The following is a 17,790-nucleotide window of genomic DNA, read 5'->3' on the forward strand; positions in this document are numbered from 1 at the left end:
TTTAATATTTTATATCCCCTAAGCTTAGGCTAACCCTACAGTATCCCTTTCTGGTTTTCTAATTCCCGGCTTTGGATTATTCTTTCTTTTTGGTTTTTCATTATCTTTCTCTTTTTTAATTCCAAGCAAAGTTTGAAGCTCTTTTTTATCTTTTTTATTATCACTGAAATAATATTCTCCAGTAATTGCCTCGTTTGCTAATGTTAAAAGTTTTTTTGTTTGTAAAGCATTTCTTTTCAAATTTTGATAGGTAATAGTCATCTCTTCTTTTTCTAGAGCATCTGAAAGGCATCTTTGCAACCAATTCTTTAAAATACCCGCACACCCAATGGAATTCTCATATATATATTCTGAGTATTTCCTTAGATCAGGCTCCTTCTCCACAGGTAACAATTTCTGGAAGGTTAATAATAAAGCTTGGAAGGACTTTCTATCGTTAGCATTGGTATAATCATATCTCGGAAAGTGAATTTCCTTAACCCTTCTAGACAACTGACCATCTAAATTGAAAACCGCATTTAAATCATAAGTTCCAAATAAAACAATTTTAGTGGTACTCATGTTTGCTAATGATTTAATGGAATTAAATTGCCTCTGGTTTTGTTCACTGCTCCCCCTTTTTTCTGAATTTATTTTAAAAAAGTGCTGTGCTTCATCAATCAGAAGTGCTTTTGTTTTCCTGTTAAAAAATGCACTTTCTATTGATCTACGTAACTCTGGAGCAGTGTTTGCATTAAGAGGGTTTTTTTTGTTACTTTTCTTACCCTTCCTATTTTTCTTTTCAATATCAGTAACATCAATCTTATAATCAATTAATGGATCTCTTAATGACGAAAGTACCCTATAATAGAAATCTTTCCAGTTGAACTTCCCTAAATCCGGATTTGGAAGCTCAATACCGGAGATAGGGATAATGCTTCTATCTTTCTCGGTTTCTTCTTTCATGTCTCTGAGAACTGATAACACTGTTGCAGTAAAAAGTCTGGATTTTCCTACCCCTGATGGGCCAACGACCATAATGATGTTTTGTGAGCCTTTATAAATTTCATTTTTTAATTCATCTGAAACCTGTTTCATTTTTGTATGACTTACAGTAAAATCATTAAAAAAACTTTCACGTTCTTTCTTAGATTTTGATAAAAGCTCTTCTCCAAATAACCTTTGTTTTTTTGTCACCTATATCAACTCCCCAAATATCTCAAGATCGTCATCATCATAAATATCATCTGTTTTATTTGAATTATCATCATCTGCGTTTTTATCATTTGAACCATCTTTGCTATCAAAAACCTCTAATTCTGGTTTTGTGGAAGATAAATTTTCGTTTATTAATTCTTCTTCTTTTAATTCAGAGTCTATAATATATTGTGCAATCATTTTTGCTGTCACTGTATTGTTTTGTGAATATAATTTATTCTTTTGCCTGATTTCTTCTGTAATAATTTTCATTTGTTTTTCACTTTTACCATATAAATATTTGTAACCTTCAGATTGGCATTCTACCCATTGATCTCCTACATATGCATATGCAATTCCAATATTGAAAGGATCATATTTTACTTCAACTTGGGAATTTTCAATTTTTGGATTTCTGAATTGGTCACACCAATAATATGAATATGATAATTTAATACCTTTACCCGGATGTACCTTTCTAGTTTTTCCTTTTGGAGATGGTAATGTCATTAAAATAAAAGTATCATCATAAGAAATATAGGTATTCGGGCGACTTCCAGAAACATTAATTGATTCTTCATATGATTCTTTAGGACTTTGATGAAGCGATGGATTTATTTTATTGTCATAAACTATATTAAACCAGTTCTCAAGGGCTTCATTTAAAGTTTCTAGTGTCCAAATTGCATGGTTTTTCGGATTTACTGATTTAGTAACTTGTCTTACATTTTTTGTTAATTGTGTGTTTCCAGCAAGGTTATGAATAAACAATTTATTAGCTATGCCGAATAATCTTTCCACATCATTTCCATATCTTGATTTTGCAGCAGGTCTCTGTTTCTTGTGAACACCATAAAAGGCCAGTAAAGACTCAAAATATACACTATGAAATTCTTTTCCCCCATCCAAAACAAGGAAGTTAGGTAGTCGGTTATAATTCTTTACACATTCCCTAATAATCATCATGCAACTCCGGTATGAAGGTGGTTCAAATGTTAGATAAAAGGCAAGGACCCTTCTAGAAAAGGCATCAATCATCACGGTAAGCCACGGTCTCATGGTCTTATGACTAGTAAGTTTTAGTTCAATATCTAGCTCAGTATGATCAATATGCGCCAGTTCGAAAATACGCTCCCCATGCCTCGGAGTAGTAAATTCTAATTCAGTATAAAATTCCTCAAACTTATATGCTGCTCTTCTTCCTTTTCTAGATTCTTCTACTTCATATTTAGAAAGATTATTGATCGCAGTACACACTGTTTGGTATGATGGTGGATCAATATTAAGTTCTTCACATTTAACTAACAATTCACGATAAACTTGTTTCGCTGTTTTAGACTTAATGTTTTTATAACTTTGATCAATTACATCATTCATTACTTTTTCCGTTTCCGGTGGCAATTTTGAATTTTTATTTCCTTTTTTTTTTGTTCTGGGAAGAAGTCCGACAAAACCATTTCCATATAATTCTTCTGCATCATTGTATTTTTTTACCCAATTTCTGAGACTTCTTCCAGTAACATTTAAATGAACATTTTCTCCGTTTAGATATTTTGTAACAATTTCATATTTCTTATTTGCCTCTTCTAAGTCCTTTTCACTAGCTTCTGCAATCATCTTGTTTAATTTATTACTTTCTTTATTGTTATTACTTTCCACAGCCTTTATATAACCTTCTGATATATATGATTCAAACAAGTGGATTGGTAATTCAGCATGTTCATTTGTACTTTTTGAATATAAAAACACTTTTTTATTGCCACTGTCGTAATTTAAGATAGTCCAAGCACTATCTCCCCATAAAATACTGTTCCCGTTTTTTATTTCAATCATCTTAGGTGAAATTCTTTTTCTACTTGATTTTTCAATTATCGAAAAACCCTTATGCTGTTCTTTATTTAGATATACCTTTACACTCTCTGGTTCGGTTATTAAATCGTTGTACAAATCAATATAGATGATGTTATTTGCTATTAAGTCATATATATCATCAGAGGTAAATTGTTCATCTGCATTTTGAATAAGCTCTAGTATGGTTATACCGGGCGCTGATATTACTGCCTCCTTAATCTTTGCAATAATTTGATCTTCGGGTATATGCCCATTGGTAATATAATCTTCCAGAAATTCAAGGTTACGTTGAAGTATCCAATTAATCTCAGATGACGAACGTACAAGAAAATCCAAACCAAACTGTATTGCATAATTTTTTCCGAGTGCGAATTCCCATCTTCCATTATCTCTAAAATATCTATCTGGTTTTTCCTGAGACTTCTTAATAAGATGTTCTTCTGTCTTGCACTCTACCCAATAAGCTCTTTTCTTTTCGATTACAAAAAAATCTGCTGTATACCAATAAGCCATTTTTCTATTTTTGTCTTTCTTACTTTGAAAATAATTCATTTTTATTTTGGGTGGTTGATCATAATACTCCAATACATCATCATTAAATTCCATCATATAGATAGCTGGTAATTCAACCTTATGGCTCTCAAATTGAATGGTAACCCCCATCTTTTTACTACTATACCTTCCGCTAACGTTATTTCTACCTCCCCCAACCCGTCTTGCTGGAGGGGACTGTCTTATCCGTTGAATTTCCTTCTTTGCCTCTTCCGTTAAGTCCATTCTTGCTGCCCATTCTTCAAACTCACTTGAACTCATCATTTAAATATGTCCTCCTATTCTTATACTCATAACCACTTTGCACTAATAAAAATTTCCAATAATCTTGTAAAACCTTTTCTTTTAAAACCCCATTTTTATTAATCTTTTCTTCAATTTTTCTACGACTAGGATATAATCCTTCATTTTTCAACTCATTAAAGGCTAGATTAATTTGTTCTTTTAACCTTTTAATCCTTAGCTCTGACTTTTCTTTTATATAGTCGTAATATCTCCTCGATATTTGTTTACAAAGATCCGGAAAATTTCTGTACAATACTCTCTTATCCCGACCAATTACTTTTGCAACTGAATTCATCGATATTGGAGTATCTGTACTTAAATGTTCAATCAGTTTTTTCTCAATCACATCATAATTAAGTGGTTTTCGAGTTTGTTTTGTTTTATTATTAATGACCCGCTTGTCATTAATTTGAAATATATTAACATCTAGTTTTTGAGATTCTAAGAGGAAATCTAAAATTTCTTTATTTAATTTAAAACATATTTTAAGTATGTTATCTAAAGAAGGAAAGTTTTGACCATATAGCCAATATCGGAGAGTGCTTTTTGGGATACTTAGGTGTCTTGAAAAACCCGCAACATTATTTGAAAAACGTTCTTCATTTATTACTTTCAATTTGTTTATAAATGTATGCTTAAAACTTTGAACATCTATCTTGTTATGGTTTATTGATAAAATATCCTTCACATTTTCATAAACATAAAGTTCCCACCTAAATTTTTCTAGATTGATCCTTTTGCTTTCACTTTCTTGGGCTAATATAGAGGAACAATTTGGACAATAGCCGGGAACCATTTGCCTGCGTATGATATCAACTTTCTTTTTACATATAGGACATCTATCAATTAAAAAACGACTATGTTTTTTGCAAATCTCTACAGGTTTTAAATGCCATATCAGCGGATAATATATAACCTCTCCATCCTTCTCCCAAGTTCTAATACAGTCAGGACACCAAGTGAGTGTATCCTTCAATAAATTTCTCAATGGAATGAATTCTTTTAGGTTGTACAAGGTTAAATTAATTAGGTCATCTCTGGATGTTAACTTTTCAACTGTCCATGCAAGTTCAACAGCAATTTCCATGTATCCATTTAGAGTTTTTGCCTTTTCATAAAAGCGGTTCCCTCCATAAGCTGAAGCCCGTTCTAAATAACTCTTATTCATTTCAGGAAAAATCTTTTTATTGAATAAATGACCAACAGAGAGGTTGTGTTCATATGCTACCCTAATTAAATAACTGCTCAGGCTTTCAACTAACTCAGTTTGCAAACCAATTGGTTCAATACTGTATAAATCACTTCTAGAATCTAAATATATTTCTATCATTCTATTACACCCCATAAATTTAATAGATTAATAGTTATTATTGCCATATAGAACATTTAACTATTCACCTTTTCCATATCAGGTCGTTTTACGGACATAAACGGTCTGTTTAGGGCCTTATTTGGATTAAAGTAAGGTGTTTTTGTTTTTATTCACACATGAAAATAAGGTCTAAATATACAATTTAGAGTACATTTAGACCTTATTTTTAAATAAAAAATTAAAATTAAAATAAAAAAATTATAGTTAGCTATTCGAATAGCTTTTTTAATAGAGTATAATACTTAAAATTATCTTAGGAGGTTTAATAAATGCTATCATTTAGAGCTGTTTTTACTATGGAAGAGGAAAAAAATAAATATAATTGTGTAGATGTAACTTGGTACGATTGTCCAATTGACGAACCGTTTAACTACGAATACTTTGAAAATGAATCAAATAGCTATATTGCATGGACAGATGACCTTATTAATTTTCACCGATGGATTTTCAAATATTTTTATCAAGGTTATGTACTCCAACAATTTGAGTTGATAATATACCAAGACCATAATCAGACTGAAGATGAAGTCCTATTCTTGATTCCACATTTTAATATTAAATATAAGGATTGTTTAAATATAATTCACGATGGATTAGTTAATTATAAAAGAGATATAGTAGAAATTAACTTTATTAAATCAGTGCAAAATTATGAGCATATTTTTAATAGAATCATTCTATTTAAAAAACATTGGTTAAGATTGGCAAATATAAGTAGTAACAAAGAAAATGAATTAATTGAGAATGACCTTATATTTGACTTACCATTCCTGATATATTTTGCAAATAGCATAGAGGAATTTAGAGCAATAATTAATAAGGTCATCAAGCATTTCAATGGTATATTTAAACTATTAAACAAGAATAGTAATGACCGAAACCTAAGAAAGATCAAAAATATATTGGTACTACTATTAGATGATTTAAGAAATGAGGAAAGAAATATAAATGAATTTAGTTGGTTGTTTAAAATCAATGGAAATGAAATTCATAAAGAAAATAAAGATGATATTGAACTACATTTTCCACTCGAAGAAGAATTCGATGATAATTTACCCCTCTAATTTAAATTAAAGCGGAGTAGTATTTTGGCTGTCCAAACAGAACGTAATTGACTCTTTGGACAGCCAATCTTTAAAATAACAATTAACGTTACATACCCTTAATTGACCTCATTGTTGATTCATCTATAAGCCATATTTTATTTAGTTTCCTTCATAGGTGAAACTAATATGCTTAATCCGCTTTCACCATAATCCCACATCTTCACCCAAGGAAATGTATCTGCTGGTAATTCAAATAATCTTTGTTCTAGATGTTTGATTGGTTCACTTGAGCCAGTACAACCATGTAAAAAAGTAGCAGGATGTATGCTCACCTTTCTACCAGTATCGTTAAAGTAAATAAATTTCATGTCATTATCTCCTTTATTAAATCCACCCTTCAACAAAATAAAAAATCAATAACTGACAACACCTAACCAAAACTTAGTGGTTATAATTCTTCTATTTTGATTTCTGGATTTTCATACTACTTTTGTTCCTACACCTTGAATTCTAAGATTCTACACATTAATCTAGTGTCCTGTTAAAAAATCCTGCCAAGTTAAGTATAACCCTGCACCAAATTCATATTACTTATCGAAAGTAAAATTATCGGTAAATTAGTTGCCATGCGGAACTTAACGGCTCTTTGGGCAGCCTTTTTTATGATAAAAACAATTCTCTTAATGACTTTATGTTGTTCTAAGAACATAGTGCATTGAAATCCAGTTATATTGATTCTGTTTCACTCTTTTCCAGTCAATCTATTGTCATTTAATAACTACATAAATTATAATCATATAGAATTCTAAAAGATAAAATAGAAGGAGACAGTAACATGAATAAAAGGATAAAAAGAAATAGAATTCGTTGTAAATGCTGCGGAGATATTATTGAATCAAGACAAATATATGATTTTCAACAATGTTCATGCAAAAAGGTGGCGATTGACGGTGGACTAGAGTATGCCAAAAGAATTTTTCCTAGTAATCCACCTGAAAAATTTTATGATGAATTAGTAGAATATGAATGATACCGTATATATACTTGACGAACTTAGACTGATCCCACTAGCAAGTATAATTATTGCTGGTCTAGTCTAGGTAATCGGTGGTGAATTTCAAAAGATGCGTTGCCGTATTAATGGGGGTACTCAAAAGAATGTTGAGAACGATAGAACAATAATTAAGCATAAAGGTATAGGCCACGAAACCAACTGAATCATTTCTTAGATATGTGAATAATAATAATAAATATCTCTTATAATTCAACTACTACAAAAAGAACTTACCCGATTTACGGATAAGTCCCTAATTTCAAAAATTATTCTACTGGTGATAATTCACTTTCCGTTACCCATTTGTGGTTCTTCACTTCTTCACCAGTATCAGTATTTATAAAATCAACCATATAAACCGTTGTTTCTTCGGCGGAATCAATAACTGCAGTTGCTCCGTCCATACCCTCCATGTGATCAGCGTTAAGGGTTACTTCAGTTCCCGGTTCAAAAGGTTCATCCCCTGCTTCTTCAATCTCTTCATGGATAACCCATTTATGATTTTCTATTGGTTCTCCACCAGTTGTTGGTGTGTAGGAAACAGTATATACCATAGTGTCATATGCGCCAACAATTGTCGCCTCAGCACCATTCATACCCGACATATGATCAGATTCAATTATTGCTTGGCTACCAACCTGATAAGTAGGGTTATCCGCTTCTTGTAAGCCTTCGGGAACTTCGCCATTGCTTGAATGGTTCATACCAGAATGATCCATGCCCTCATCTTCGTTGGTATCAGATTCTTCCATATCCATTTCATCATTATTGGATTCCACATTTTCTTCCGAATTAGACTCGTTTTCTGTATTCTCCTCTTCATTTGCCCCTGCACATGCAGATAAGATAAGTACTGTGAATATAGTAATTATCCCTATTATGATTTTTCTACTTTGCATTTAAATAATCCCTCCTAATAAAATAAAGCTTGCCTATATTCTAACCAGTAAATTTGCAGATTATATGCAGACTTCGCAAAATATGAATTACGATTTCTAAAATAAATCTTCATCCCTTTTCCAAGTGGATACAAAAGGTTATGAAAAATACAGTCATTGAATATCAATGACATTTCAGTAGAATAATCCTTTTTATACTCAACATCTAAATTAAATAGTGATTAGTTTTTACTCCAATTATGCATTATTTCTCGATATTTGTTCGATATGATAATTGTGAATGGTAAGGGAGGGAGGAAAATGTATTAAAGGTTGTTTTCTCACTCGTAGTGATTACAACTAAATAACACATCTGAAGTCTAAATGCAAAGAATGAACGAATAAAGGAGCGACCAAATGAAAAAAATTATATTGGCAGGTGCAGGCTTGTTGCTAATATTGACGGGTTGCACAAACGTTACAACAGAACAACAATCTGGAGAACAAACTATGGAATCTGAAGAAATGCAACATGAAGAAAATATGGATATGAACCACGGGGACATGGAAGGTATGGAAGAACACATGGACCATGATAATATCCCCCTTCTTCAAGCCTCCAAAGGAACTCAGGAGTTGGTAATACCACCCCTGTTAGAAAAACAGAAGGACTCAGACTTCGATTATGAGGTGGTCGCACAAGAAGGCACGACGCAATTCTTTGATGGCTCTCTAACCAATACTTACGGATATAATGGAAATTTGTTGGGGCCGACTTTACAGCTTAAAGAGGGGGAGACCGTAAAAGTGAAAGTCAGGAATGAGTTAAATGAACCAACAACATTTCACTGGCACGGTCTTGAAGTGCCGGGAAGTGAAGATGGTGGTCCGAGTGATGTAATCCAGCCGGGTGAAAGTAAAGTCGTCACCTTAAAAGCAGATCAGCCGGCAGCGACATTATGGTATCACCCACATCCACATGAAACGACTGCTGAACAAGTGTTCAAAGGGCTTGCAGGAATGCTCTATGTGGAGGAGACGGATGAAGAAGCTCCTGCTTTGCCTCATACTTATGGTGTAGATGATATCCCTCTCATTTTTCAGGATCGTCTCTTTGACGAAAATAAGCAACTGGATTATAAGAATCTGATGAACAACGATGGAACAATCGGGGATGTATCGCTCGTTAACGGTACGGTCAATCCGAAACTGACTGTGACAAAACCGCTGATGCGTTTTCGAATCCTTAACGGTGCGAATGCCCGAAATTACACGTTCCGTTTAAGCAACGATGCCTCATTCACCCAAATTGCTTCGGATGGCGGGTTATTGCGTGAGCCAGTTGAAACAGATGAGATTACTTTATCCCCATCGGAACGTGCAGAAATCCTAATTGACTTTTCTGCGATGGAATCCGATGAGCCAATTGCCATCACTGATGAGGAAGGTAATGCCCTATTGCCCTTTGATTTGGAATATGATGGCGAAATGAAAAAGAAGGAATCCATATCTTGGCCAGACAACACTACCTTCCTTACAGAAGAAGAGAAATCCTTGCCGGTTACCAAGGAAATCGAATTGTTTGGAATGATGGATAAGGTCACCATTAACGGCAAGAAATTCGATCCTGACCGGATTGACTTACGGCAAAAGAAAGGAGTCCCGGAAGTTTGGGAAGTTTATAACAAGCCAGACGAAATGGGGGGAATGATACATCCATTCCATATTCATGGTACTCAGTTCAAAATCATATCGCGTGATGGAAGGGAACCAGCTCCGAATGAACAAGGTCTGAAAGATAGTGTTCTTATTGAACCGGGCGAACGAGTCAGACTGCTCGTCACCTTTCCGGAAGAGGGAATCTATATGTACCATTGCCATATTCTAGAGCATGAAGATAACGGTATGATGGGGCAGGTAGAAGTATACTAATTTTACGGAGTAAACATTAAGAAGGGCTGTACGGAATTGTTTTGGATTACGTACAGCCCCTCTCTATTCCATTGACAATTCGCTCTATGACATTGGTTAAAGCTGAGGGTGTTTTAATGATTATTATTATTAAGGTATCCTTGAAATCATCTACTGTCGTCTTACAAAAATTCCACTAAAAATATAAATATTAGAATTTTAATTAACAGTTTAAAATATTTTCATATGATATAATAATAGTAAATTTGTATCTAAATAACTTTTTTGTTTTAGGGAAAAAGTGGAGTAGAGGTGAGATGTTTTGTGTTTTTCCTATAGTTTTATTGAACAACAAACTCATGAAATGTCCAAAAAGATATGGGATAGCTCCTTATACAAATTAATTAGGATTGACTTCGCAGGCGGCAACTGTTTTAAGGTCCAAAGTAATTTAAGTGATTGGGTAAGTCTTGAAACGGAAATGGGGAATAAGTCCACTTTAATTACAAAGGTCATTTTGGAAGACATAGAAGGAAAGCATTATTCTATTGAACCGAATGACAATGGGTTAAGATTTGCAAAAGGAGAACTCACTTATAAAGAGTATAAAAATCTTCAAGAGAAAGGGAACGCTCTTTGGATTACAATCTTTATTGTTGGTTTTTTATTAATTTTTACGTTGATGTCTGTGTTGGTAAAGTTTGTTCTTTAACACTATCTAATTTCTAAGGATTAACATATTGGTTTCCTTAGTGAAACTAACATTATTCCATCCAAATATAAAACTACCCTTACACCTCATGAAATGTATATGAAAAGGCTGGTCTTCTCTGTGAAAGACCAGCCTTTTCATATATTTAGGCAACATCATAGCCTTGTTCTTCAATTGCTTCTTTCATGGCATCAACGTTTACCTTTGACTCATCAAAAGTAACATCTACTTTACCAGCTTCTAAATTAACCTCAGCTGCTGATACGCCTTCTAATTTTTTCAATGCACCTTCAACTGACATTTTGCAGTGACCACATGACATGCCTTGAACTTCTAATGTTTTCTGTTCCATAACCTTTTCACCTCCTTTAAATTAGATTTTTATATTTTCACTCGTTTAAGACGAAGTGAGTTAGTAACAACACTTACTGAACTTAACGCCATTGCTGCACCAGCAATCCACGGTGCAAGTAATCCAATTGCAGCAATTGGTATTCCGGCTGTATTATATCCGAATGCCCAGAAAAGGTTCTGACGGATATTTCGAATCGTTGCATGACTGATTTTAATTGCTTTCGGTATAAGCAATAGCTCACCACCAAGAATCGTAACATCAGCAGCTTCAATAGCCACCTCTGTACCAGTTCCAATAGCAATTCCAATATCTGCCGTAACAAGTGCAGGTGCATCGTTTACACCATCTCCAACCATTGCAACTTTCTTGCCTTGTTCTTGAATTTCTTTTACTTTAGCTGCTTTTTCTTCAGGTAATACTTCAGCAATTACTTGGTCGATACCAACTTGTTTTGCAATTGCTTTCGCTGTCCTTTCATTATCACCTGTTAGCATAAACACTTCTATTCCTAAGTCTTTTAATTGCTTAATAGCTTCTGGAGCCGTTTCTTTTATAGTATCTGCAACAGCAACTGTTCCCCGGTACTCACCATCAATGGCAATTAACATGGCTGTTTTACCATCTATTTCATATTGCACCAATTTTTCTTCATAACCTGCTATATCCACTTGATGATCTTTCATTAGCTTTCTATTACCAACAAGAATGTTTTTTCCAGAAATTGTTGCTTCAATACCATGACCCGGTACTGCCTCGAAATGTTCTACATCTAAAAAGTCGATATTATTCTCTGTAGCATATGCAACAATTGCTTCTGCAAGTGGATGTTCGGACCCTTTTTCCGCACTAGCTAATAATTGTAATGCTTCCTCATCACCTGAAAAATCAGTTACTTCCGGTTTCCCTTTTGTAATTGTACCTGTCTTATCAAGTACAATTGCTTCTAATTTATGTGTACCCTCTAGGTGTTCTCCACCTTTGAATAAAATCCCACTTTCTGCAGCCTTTCCTGTTCCAACCATAATGGACGTTGGGGTTGCGAGTCCTAAAGCACATGGACAAGCGATAACAAGTACAGCAATCGACGCAACTAAAGCAGATTCCATTTGTCCGGGTTGAACTAAAGTAATCCATATAATAAAGGTTAAGATAGCAATACCGACGACTATCGGAACGAAATAACCTGAAATAACGTCAGCTAATCGTTGTATTGGAGCCTTTGATCCTTGAGCTTCTTCAACAACCTTAACAATAGATGCCAATGCTGTATCTTTTCCTACTTTTGTTGCTTCCATTTCAATGGAACCATTTTTATTAATAGTAGATCCAATTAATTTTGCTCCTGAACCCTTTTCAATTGGAATTGATTCTCCTGTAAGCATGGATTCATCTACCGAAGTTCTACCTTTGACAACCATACCATCTACCGGTATCTTTTCTCCCGGTTTGACAATTAAGCAATCTCCAACGACAACTTCTTCTACAGGAATCATTAATTCTTTACCATCTCTAATTACACGAGCTTCTTTTGCTTGTAAATTAAGCAATTTGGATAAAGCATTTGTTGTTTGACTTTTCGCTCTCGTTTCTAAATATTTACCAAACAAAATTAACGTAATCAAAACAGCACTCGTTTCAAAGTATAAATGTGGCATATATTCTGGATTGCCAATAGTCTTAAATGCTTCGTATAAACTATAGAAATAAGCCGCACTTGTACCTAAAGCAACAAGTACATCCATGTTTGCCCCACCATTACGTAGGTTCTTATATGCACCTTCATAAAATTGCCATCCAATGATGAATTGAACTGGTGTCGCCAAAACAAATTGGAACCACGGGTTCATGAAGATATCTGGTATACTCATCCCAAATAAATGGACAAGCATTGTTAATAATAATGGTGCAGATAGTAAGACTGAAATAATTAATTTCGTCTTCATATTTTTTAGTTGTTTTTCTTTATAAGTTTGTTTTTCTTTCGCTTCTGCCTTTGGTTTAGCATCATAGCCAACATTTTTGATTTTATCAATCAATGATTTTACATCAACTAACCCCGGATTATATTCAATCGTTGCACTTTCTGTCGTTAGATTAACAGTTGCATGTTTTACTCCATCTTGTTTGTTCAATACTTTTTCAATACGGGTAGAGCAAGCTGCACAAGTCATTCCAAAGACATCAAGGTCTGTTTTCTCCGTTAGAACACCATAACCAACATTCTCTATTTTTTTAGATATGTCTTCAATAGAGGTTTTCTCTGGATCATAATCTATCGATGCCTTTTCTGTTGTTAAATTAACTTGAGCCTTGACCCCATCCATTTTATTCAAAACCTTTTCAACACGATTAGAACAGGCTGCACAGGTCATCCCTGTTACACCAAGTGTTGTATGATTTGTTTCACTCATAATAATTCCCTCCTTACTTGGAAAATTGCTTCATGACAGTCATTAATTCCTCAATAGTTTCCTTTCCTTCACCTTGTTTAATAGCATCGCTAACACAATGGTTGATGTGTCTTTCTGTGATAGAAAATCCTACATTTTTTAGTGCAGATTGAATGGCACTAATTTGGACTAAAATATCTACACAATATCGATCATCTTCAACCATTTTCTGTATCCCACGAACTTGACCCTCAATTCGTTTCAAACGATTAATCGCTTTCTGTATTTCATCTTTCGTTCTTGGTTTACTTGGGTGATCATGTAAGAATTTCTCTTCCAAATGAATCACTTCCTTTTCTTTTATATAATTACTATACCCCCGTACAGTATATTCGTCAATAAAGAAACTTCATTTTTGACAACATCTTTTAATATTTTACTCTTTTGGATGTTAGATGTTTACATACTCACAAATGGTAAATTGTTATCCAAGGTCTATTATTAGCTTATTAATTGTTCTTTACCTATCCGTTTTAGAAATTTATGGAATGTCTCCCGTTTTTTTCCCTTTTCAGCATATACAGCAATGATTTTTTCCACTATATCGTATAATTCTTCTGGTGTTAAATTTTCCCTCAGTAAAGAACCAACCTCAGCATCTTTTCCTTTCGCTTTACCACCAACATATAAATTATAATGATCTTTATACTTCATTACACCTATATCACTTAACATTGGTTCACCACAGCCAATGATACAACCTGTATAAGCAACTTTTAGGGTAAATGGTACAGGTTTTCCTGCTATACGGCGATTTATTTCTTTTGCCACTGGCATCCCTTCCCTTTCTTCCCCTTTACAAAAATTACAGGTTCTCAAGCTCTTTACGTAATTTCCAACTGGATAACATTTTAAACCAACACTTTCAAATTCTTTAATTACTTCGTCTTTATCATCTTCTAGAATCTCTATATAGAGTTGTTGAAAGGTGGTTAACTCCAGTTCATCTTCCTCATCCATGTATTTTGAGATCGTCATAAGTTGTTTGGAATTGAGTTTAGCACCAAACCCTATGCCCCCATTAACAGCAATTTTTATTTTATTATCCATATTCTTATCTCCCCTATTTTCAATATTTGTATCAATGGATAAAATATATCTATATACAAATTAAACAGGTTTTTATGAAAACATCCTTTCACCAAATAATACCATACCCCCCTAATGTATGTAAAGTAAAAAAATGGATAAAATTTTGTCCTAAACAATATTTTGAGATTCTTTATCCTCATTATTAATATTACCTTAGATTAATTTTTGCTGAAATCTGCACAAAAAATGGACATATTTTTTATATGTTATTTAGTGGATAAAACTATTAAAGTCAAAGCGAGTGAATTGATATGTTCGAACTTTTTAATGAAATAGGCATTATGCTAAATGGGCCACTTCAACAAATTGCATATGGATATGAACACATACCGCTGTTATTTGCATTTTTTCTTGGGTTAATTGGCGCCGTTGCTCCTTGTCAGCTAACAGGCAATATCAGTGCAATGACTATTTATGGGAACAGATCATTAGTCGAAAAAGTTCCTTGGTTACACATATTTCTATTTGTTTTAGGTAAAATAGTTGTTTTTTCAATAATTGGTTTAGTAATCTGGTTACTTGGAAAGGAAATACACAGTACTTTAACACAAATGTTCCCAATTCTAAGAAAAGCAATTGGGCCATTACTTATACTGGTTGGTTTATTTATGATAGGTTTATTTAGCTGGAGAAAAACAGGAAAAATGTTTAAAATACCCACTAAATTTAAAGATAGTTATCTAGGAAGCTTTTTAATGGGTGCGAGTTTTACGTTAGCATTTTGCCCTACTATGTTTGTATTATTTATACTAACCTTAATGCCAGTTGTATTAGAAACATCATATGGATTTGTATTACCTTCCGTATTTGGAATTGGAACCTCACTTCCACTTTTATTAATTATTTTTCTTATTTGGTATTTTGGGGCAAGTGGCATTATATTAAAGAGAAGCAGAAAAATAGGGTCACTAGTACAAAAACTTGCAGGAGTTATTATTCTAGTTATAGGTATTCTTGATACAATAACTTACTGGTAAAAGAGGTCAATTATGTTTAATAGGTTATCCTTGAAAATTGGATTATTATTCTTTGTATTCATGTTAATTATCGAGGTTTTTGTTTATTTTATTCTATATACAAATATAGCAAATGAACGTATTGATGAAGTGATGGATAGTTTATTAGCTCGTGCCAATACACATAGTGCTGTCTTGGAAAATAACTTTGATTCATCAACGTTAGAGCATGTTGCTATCATGGAATCAGAATCAGAATTTGCTGTTATTATTACTGATGCCAATGGTAACATCATCATTAGTTCTGATCCTGTTGAAAAAGAAATGTTTGAAGTAATTGATCATACGGATTATAAGGATATACCCAGTGTAGGAAAAGTAGTAGAACATCGTTGGACGGAAAAACAATATATAGCGGTTGACAGTCCCATTACTATTGATGAAGAACATCAAGGGCATGTCTTTATGTTTGCTAATACCAATATTGTAAAAAATATGGTTAATCATTTGAGTGATCAATTTGTCATAGTTGGACTAATCACCATTGTTCTAACAATTTTTACCGTCTTTATTCTTTCTCGTTTTATTACGTTACCATTAATGAAAATGAAAGAAGCCACAGAACAACTAAGCAAGGGAAAAAATAAAGTGGAATTACATAAGGAACGAAAAGATGAACTAGGAGAATTAGCTAGTTCTATCATGAGGTTATCTAGTGATCTAGAACGATTAAAAAATGACAGAAATGAATTTTTGGCAAGTATCTCTCATGAACTTAGAACGCCATTAACTTATATAAAAGGATATGCGGATATTATAAATAAGCAAGACATAACAGATGAAGAAAGAAAAGAATATCTGGATATTATACGGGAAGAAACAGAGCATTTGACAGTTCTAGTTAAAAATCTATTTGACCTTGCTAGAATGGATGAAAATAAGTTTGTAATTAATCGAAAAAATGTTCGTTTTAGACAATTAATCCAAACGATTGAAGAACGAATTGCTCCAGTACTGGAAGAAAAGAATATTACACTTTCTGCTTCATGCCCAGTAAATATCATAGGTAATATTGATCCCGATAGGATCCAACAGGTTTTATTAAATATACTGGATAATGCCAGAAAGCATACACCCGAAGGAAAGTCTATATCATTAGAGGTAACCCAGAATGATATAGAAATTACTATAACTATTTCGGATGAAGGGGAAGGAATCCCAAAAGCGGAATTACCTTATCTATTTGAACGGTTATACCGTGTAGAAAAATCGCGTTCCAGAGAAAGTGGTGGAACGGGATTAGGATTAGCTATTGCAAAAGAAATTATAGAATCTCACGGAGGTACGATTGAAATCGAAAGTGAACTTGGTAAGGGTACAAGGGTTATTGTTCATTTAACAAGAGGTGAATATAATGATTAAAGCTTTATTAGTAGATGATGAAAAACGAATGTTAGATTTATTAGCATTATATTTGAGACCACATAGTTTTATATGTAAAAAAGCTATTAGTGCTAAAGAAGCATTATCTTTTTTAAAAGAAGAAACTTTTGACATAGTACTTATAGATATTATGATGCCTGAAATGAACGGCTGGGAATTATGCCAAGAGATTAGAAAAGATTCGGACATCCCTATCATTATGGTATCTGCTCGTGAACAGAAAGAGGATATTATAAAAGGGTTAAAATTAGGTGCAGATGATTATGTGACGAAACCCTTTGACGAAGATGAGCTATTAGCAAGAATAGAAGCGGTATTACGTAGAATGAAACCTGCGAGGAAGATTGAAGTACATGGTCTCTTATGGAATGAAGATGAGTTTGAGTTATCATATAAAAATAATACATTAAAGTTAACGCCAAAGGAATTTACCATGCTAGGTTATTTTATGAGAAAACCAAACCAAGTGTTTACTAGAGAACAATTAATTGAATTAATTTGGGGATACGATTCACACACAGAAGGAAGAACAGTTGATTCCCATGTACGGAACATGCGAGATAAAATTCGTCAATCTGGATTTCCCATAGATGATTACTTGATAACTGTTTGGGGTATTGGATATAAATGGGTAAACAAGCCTTCATTATAGGTAAA

Annotated in this window: 16 protein-coding genes; 7 read left to right on the forward strand and 9 right to left on the reverse strand. The window is 33.4% G+C overall.

What is annotated here, in order from left to right; genetic code table 11:
* Nucleotides 1-24: 24 nt before the first annotated feature.
* Genes D8M05_RS11300 through D8M05_RS11310 form a run of 3 tightly spaced genes read right to left on the reverse strand, consistent with a single transcriptional unit; the run spans nt 25 to nt 5,194 of the window.
* Nucleotides 25-1,176 carry a TniB family NTP-binding protein gene (locus D8M05_RS11300; RefSeq protein WP_121131845.1) on the reverse strand — a complete coding sequence of 384 codons (1,152 nt, stop codon included), beginning with the start codon at nt 1,174-1,176 and terminating at the stop codon, nt 25-27.
* The gene (locus D8M05_RS11305; RefSeq protein ID WP_121131847.1) at nt 1,177-3,843 is read right to left on the reverse strand and encodes a Mu transposase C-terminal domain-containing protein; all 2,667 of its coding nucleotides are present in this window, start codon (nt 3,841-3,843) and stop codon (nt 1,177-1,179) included.
* On the reverse strand, nt 3,827-5,194 hold the full coding sequence (locus D8M05_RS11310) for a TniQ family protein (protein ID WP_183072777.1): 1,368 nt from the start codon (nt 5,192-5,194) through the stop codon (nt 3,827-3,829). Before D8M05_RS11310 ends, D8M05_RS11305 begins: the two co-directional genes overlap by 17 nt.
* Before the next feature lie 311 nt (nt 5,195-5,505).
* Here D8M05_RS11310 and D8M05_RS20210 point away from each other — a divergent pair, with 311 nt between their 5' ends.
* Complete coding sequence (locus D8M05_RS20210) at nt 5,506-6,300, forward strand: hypothetical protein (protein ID WP_183072778.1); 795 nt, start codon at nt 5,506-5,508, stop codon at nt 6,298-6,300.
* Between the two features lie 137 nt (nt 6,301-6,437).
* Here D8M05_RS20210 and D8M05_RS11320 read toward each other — a convergent pair whose 3' ends face one another.
* Nucleotides 6,438-6,650: a hypothetical protein gene (locus D8M05_RS11320; protein WP_121131852.1), complete on the reverse strand. Its 213-nt coding sequence runs from the start codon at nt 6,648-6,650 to the stop codon at nt 6,438-6,440.
* Nucleotides 6,651-7,117: 467 nt separating this feature from the next.
* Between D8M05_RS11320 and D8M05_RS11325 the strand changes: the two genes are divergently transcribed.
* Nucleotides 7,118-7,312 carry a DUF7695 domain-containing protein gene (locus tag D8M05_RS11325; RefSeq protein WP_121131854.1) on the forward strand — a complete coding sequence of 65 codons (195 nt, stop codon included), beginning with the start codon at nt 7,118-7,120 and terminating at the stop codon, nt 7,310-7,312.
* A 290-nt stretch (nt 7,313-7,602) separates the two neighbouring features.
* On the opposite strand, the gene D8M05_RS11330 is transcribed toward D8M05_RS11325, so the two are convergent.
* Nucleotides 7,603-8,235: a YdhK family protein gene (locus tag D8M05_RS11330; RefSeq protein WP_121131856.1), complete on the reverse strand. Its 633-nt coding sequence runs from the start codon at nt 8,233-8,235 to the stop codon at nt 7,603-7,605.
* Between the two features lie 396 nt (nt 8,236-8,631).
* Here D8M05_RS11330 and D8M05_RS11335 point away from each other — a divergent pair, with 396 nt between their 5' ends.
* Nucleotides 8,632-10,146, forward strand: a complete 1,515-nt coding sequence (locus tag D8M05_RS11335) for a multicopper oxidase family protein (RefSeq protein WP_121131858.1) — start codon at nt 8,632-8,634, stop codon at nt 10,144-10,146.
* 301 nt (nt 10,147-10,447) lie between these two features.
* Nucleotides 10,448-10,837, forward strand: a complete 390-nt coding sequence (locus D8M05_RS11340; protein WP_121131860.1) for a hypothetical protein — start codon at nt 10,448-10,450, stop codon at nt 10,835-10,837.
* 145 nt (nt 10,838-10,982) lie between these two features.
* Here the strand turns inward: D8M05_RS11340 and copZ are convergent, their stop codons facing one another.
* The 4 genes from copZ to D8M05_RS11360 form a co-directional block, all read right to left on the reverse strand.
* Complete coding sequence (gene copZ, locus D8M05_RS11345) at nt 10,983-11,189, reverse strand: copper chaperone CopZ (protein WP_068672923.1); 207 nt, start codon at nt 11,187-11,189, stop codon at nt 10,983-10,985.
* Between the two features lie 29 nt (nt 11,190-11,218).
* The gene (locus D8M05_RS11350) at nt 11,219-13,603 is read right to left on the reverse strand and encodes a heavy metal translocating P-type ATPase (protein WP_121131862.1); all 2,385 of its coding nucleotides are present in this window, start codon (nt 13,601-13,603) and stop codon (nt 11,219-11,221) included.
* A gap of 13 nt (nt 13,604-13,616) precedes the next feature.
* Entirely contained in the window at nt 13,617-13,922 is a 306-nt protein-coding gene (locus D8M05_RS11355) for a metal-sensing transcriptional repressor (RefSeq protein WP_121131864.1), read from the reverse strand.
* 161 nt (nt 13,923-14,083) lie between these two features.
* Nucleotides 14,084-14,692, reverse strand: a complete 609-nt coding sequence (locus D8M05_RS11360; protein WP_121131866.1) for an NAD(P)/FAD-dependent oxidoreductase — start codon at nt 14,690-14,692, stop codon at nt 14,084-14,086.
* Nucleotides 14,693-14,985: 293 nt separating this feature from the next.
* Here D8M05_RS11360 and D8M05_RS11365 point away from each other — a divergent pair, with 293 nt between their 5' ends.
* From D8M05_RS11365 to D8M05_RS11375, 3 genes are read left to right on the forward strand one after another with little or no spacing between them, the layout of a single operon-like run.
* On the forward strand, nt 14,986-15,711 hold the full coding sequence (locus D8M05_RS11365; RefSeq protein WP_121131868.1) for a cytochrome c biogenesis CcdA family protein: 726 nt from the start codon (nt 14,986-14,988) through the stop codon (nt 15,709-15,711).
* Between the two features lie 12 nt (nt 15,712-15,723).
* The gene (locus D8M05_RS11370; RefSeq protein ID WP_040037824.1) at nt 15,724-17,112 is read left to right on the forward strand and encodes a sensor histidine kinase; all 1,389 of its coding nucleotides are present in this window, start codon (nt 15,724-15,726) and stop codon (nt 17,110-17,112) included.
* The gene (locus tag D8M05_RS11375) at nt 17,105-17,785 is read left to right on the forward strand and encodes a response regulator transcription factor (RefSeq protein ID WP_040037825.1); all 681 of its coding nucleotides are present in this window, start codon (nt 17,105-17,107) and stop codon (nt 17,783-17,785) included. Before D8M05_RS11370 ends, D8M05_RS11375 begins: the two co-directional genes overlap by 8 nt.
* Nucleotides 17,786-17,790: the final 5 nt, after the last annotated feature.

This window comes from Oceanobacillus bengalensis, assembly GCF_003628445.1.
In the GTDB taxonomy this organism is placed as follows: Bacteria; Bacillota; Bacilli; order Bacillales; family Amphibacillaceae; genus Oceanobacillus; species Oceanobacillus bengalensis.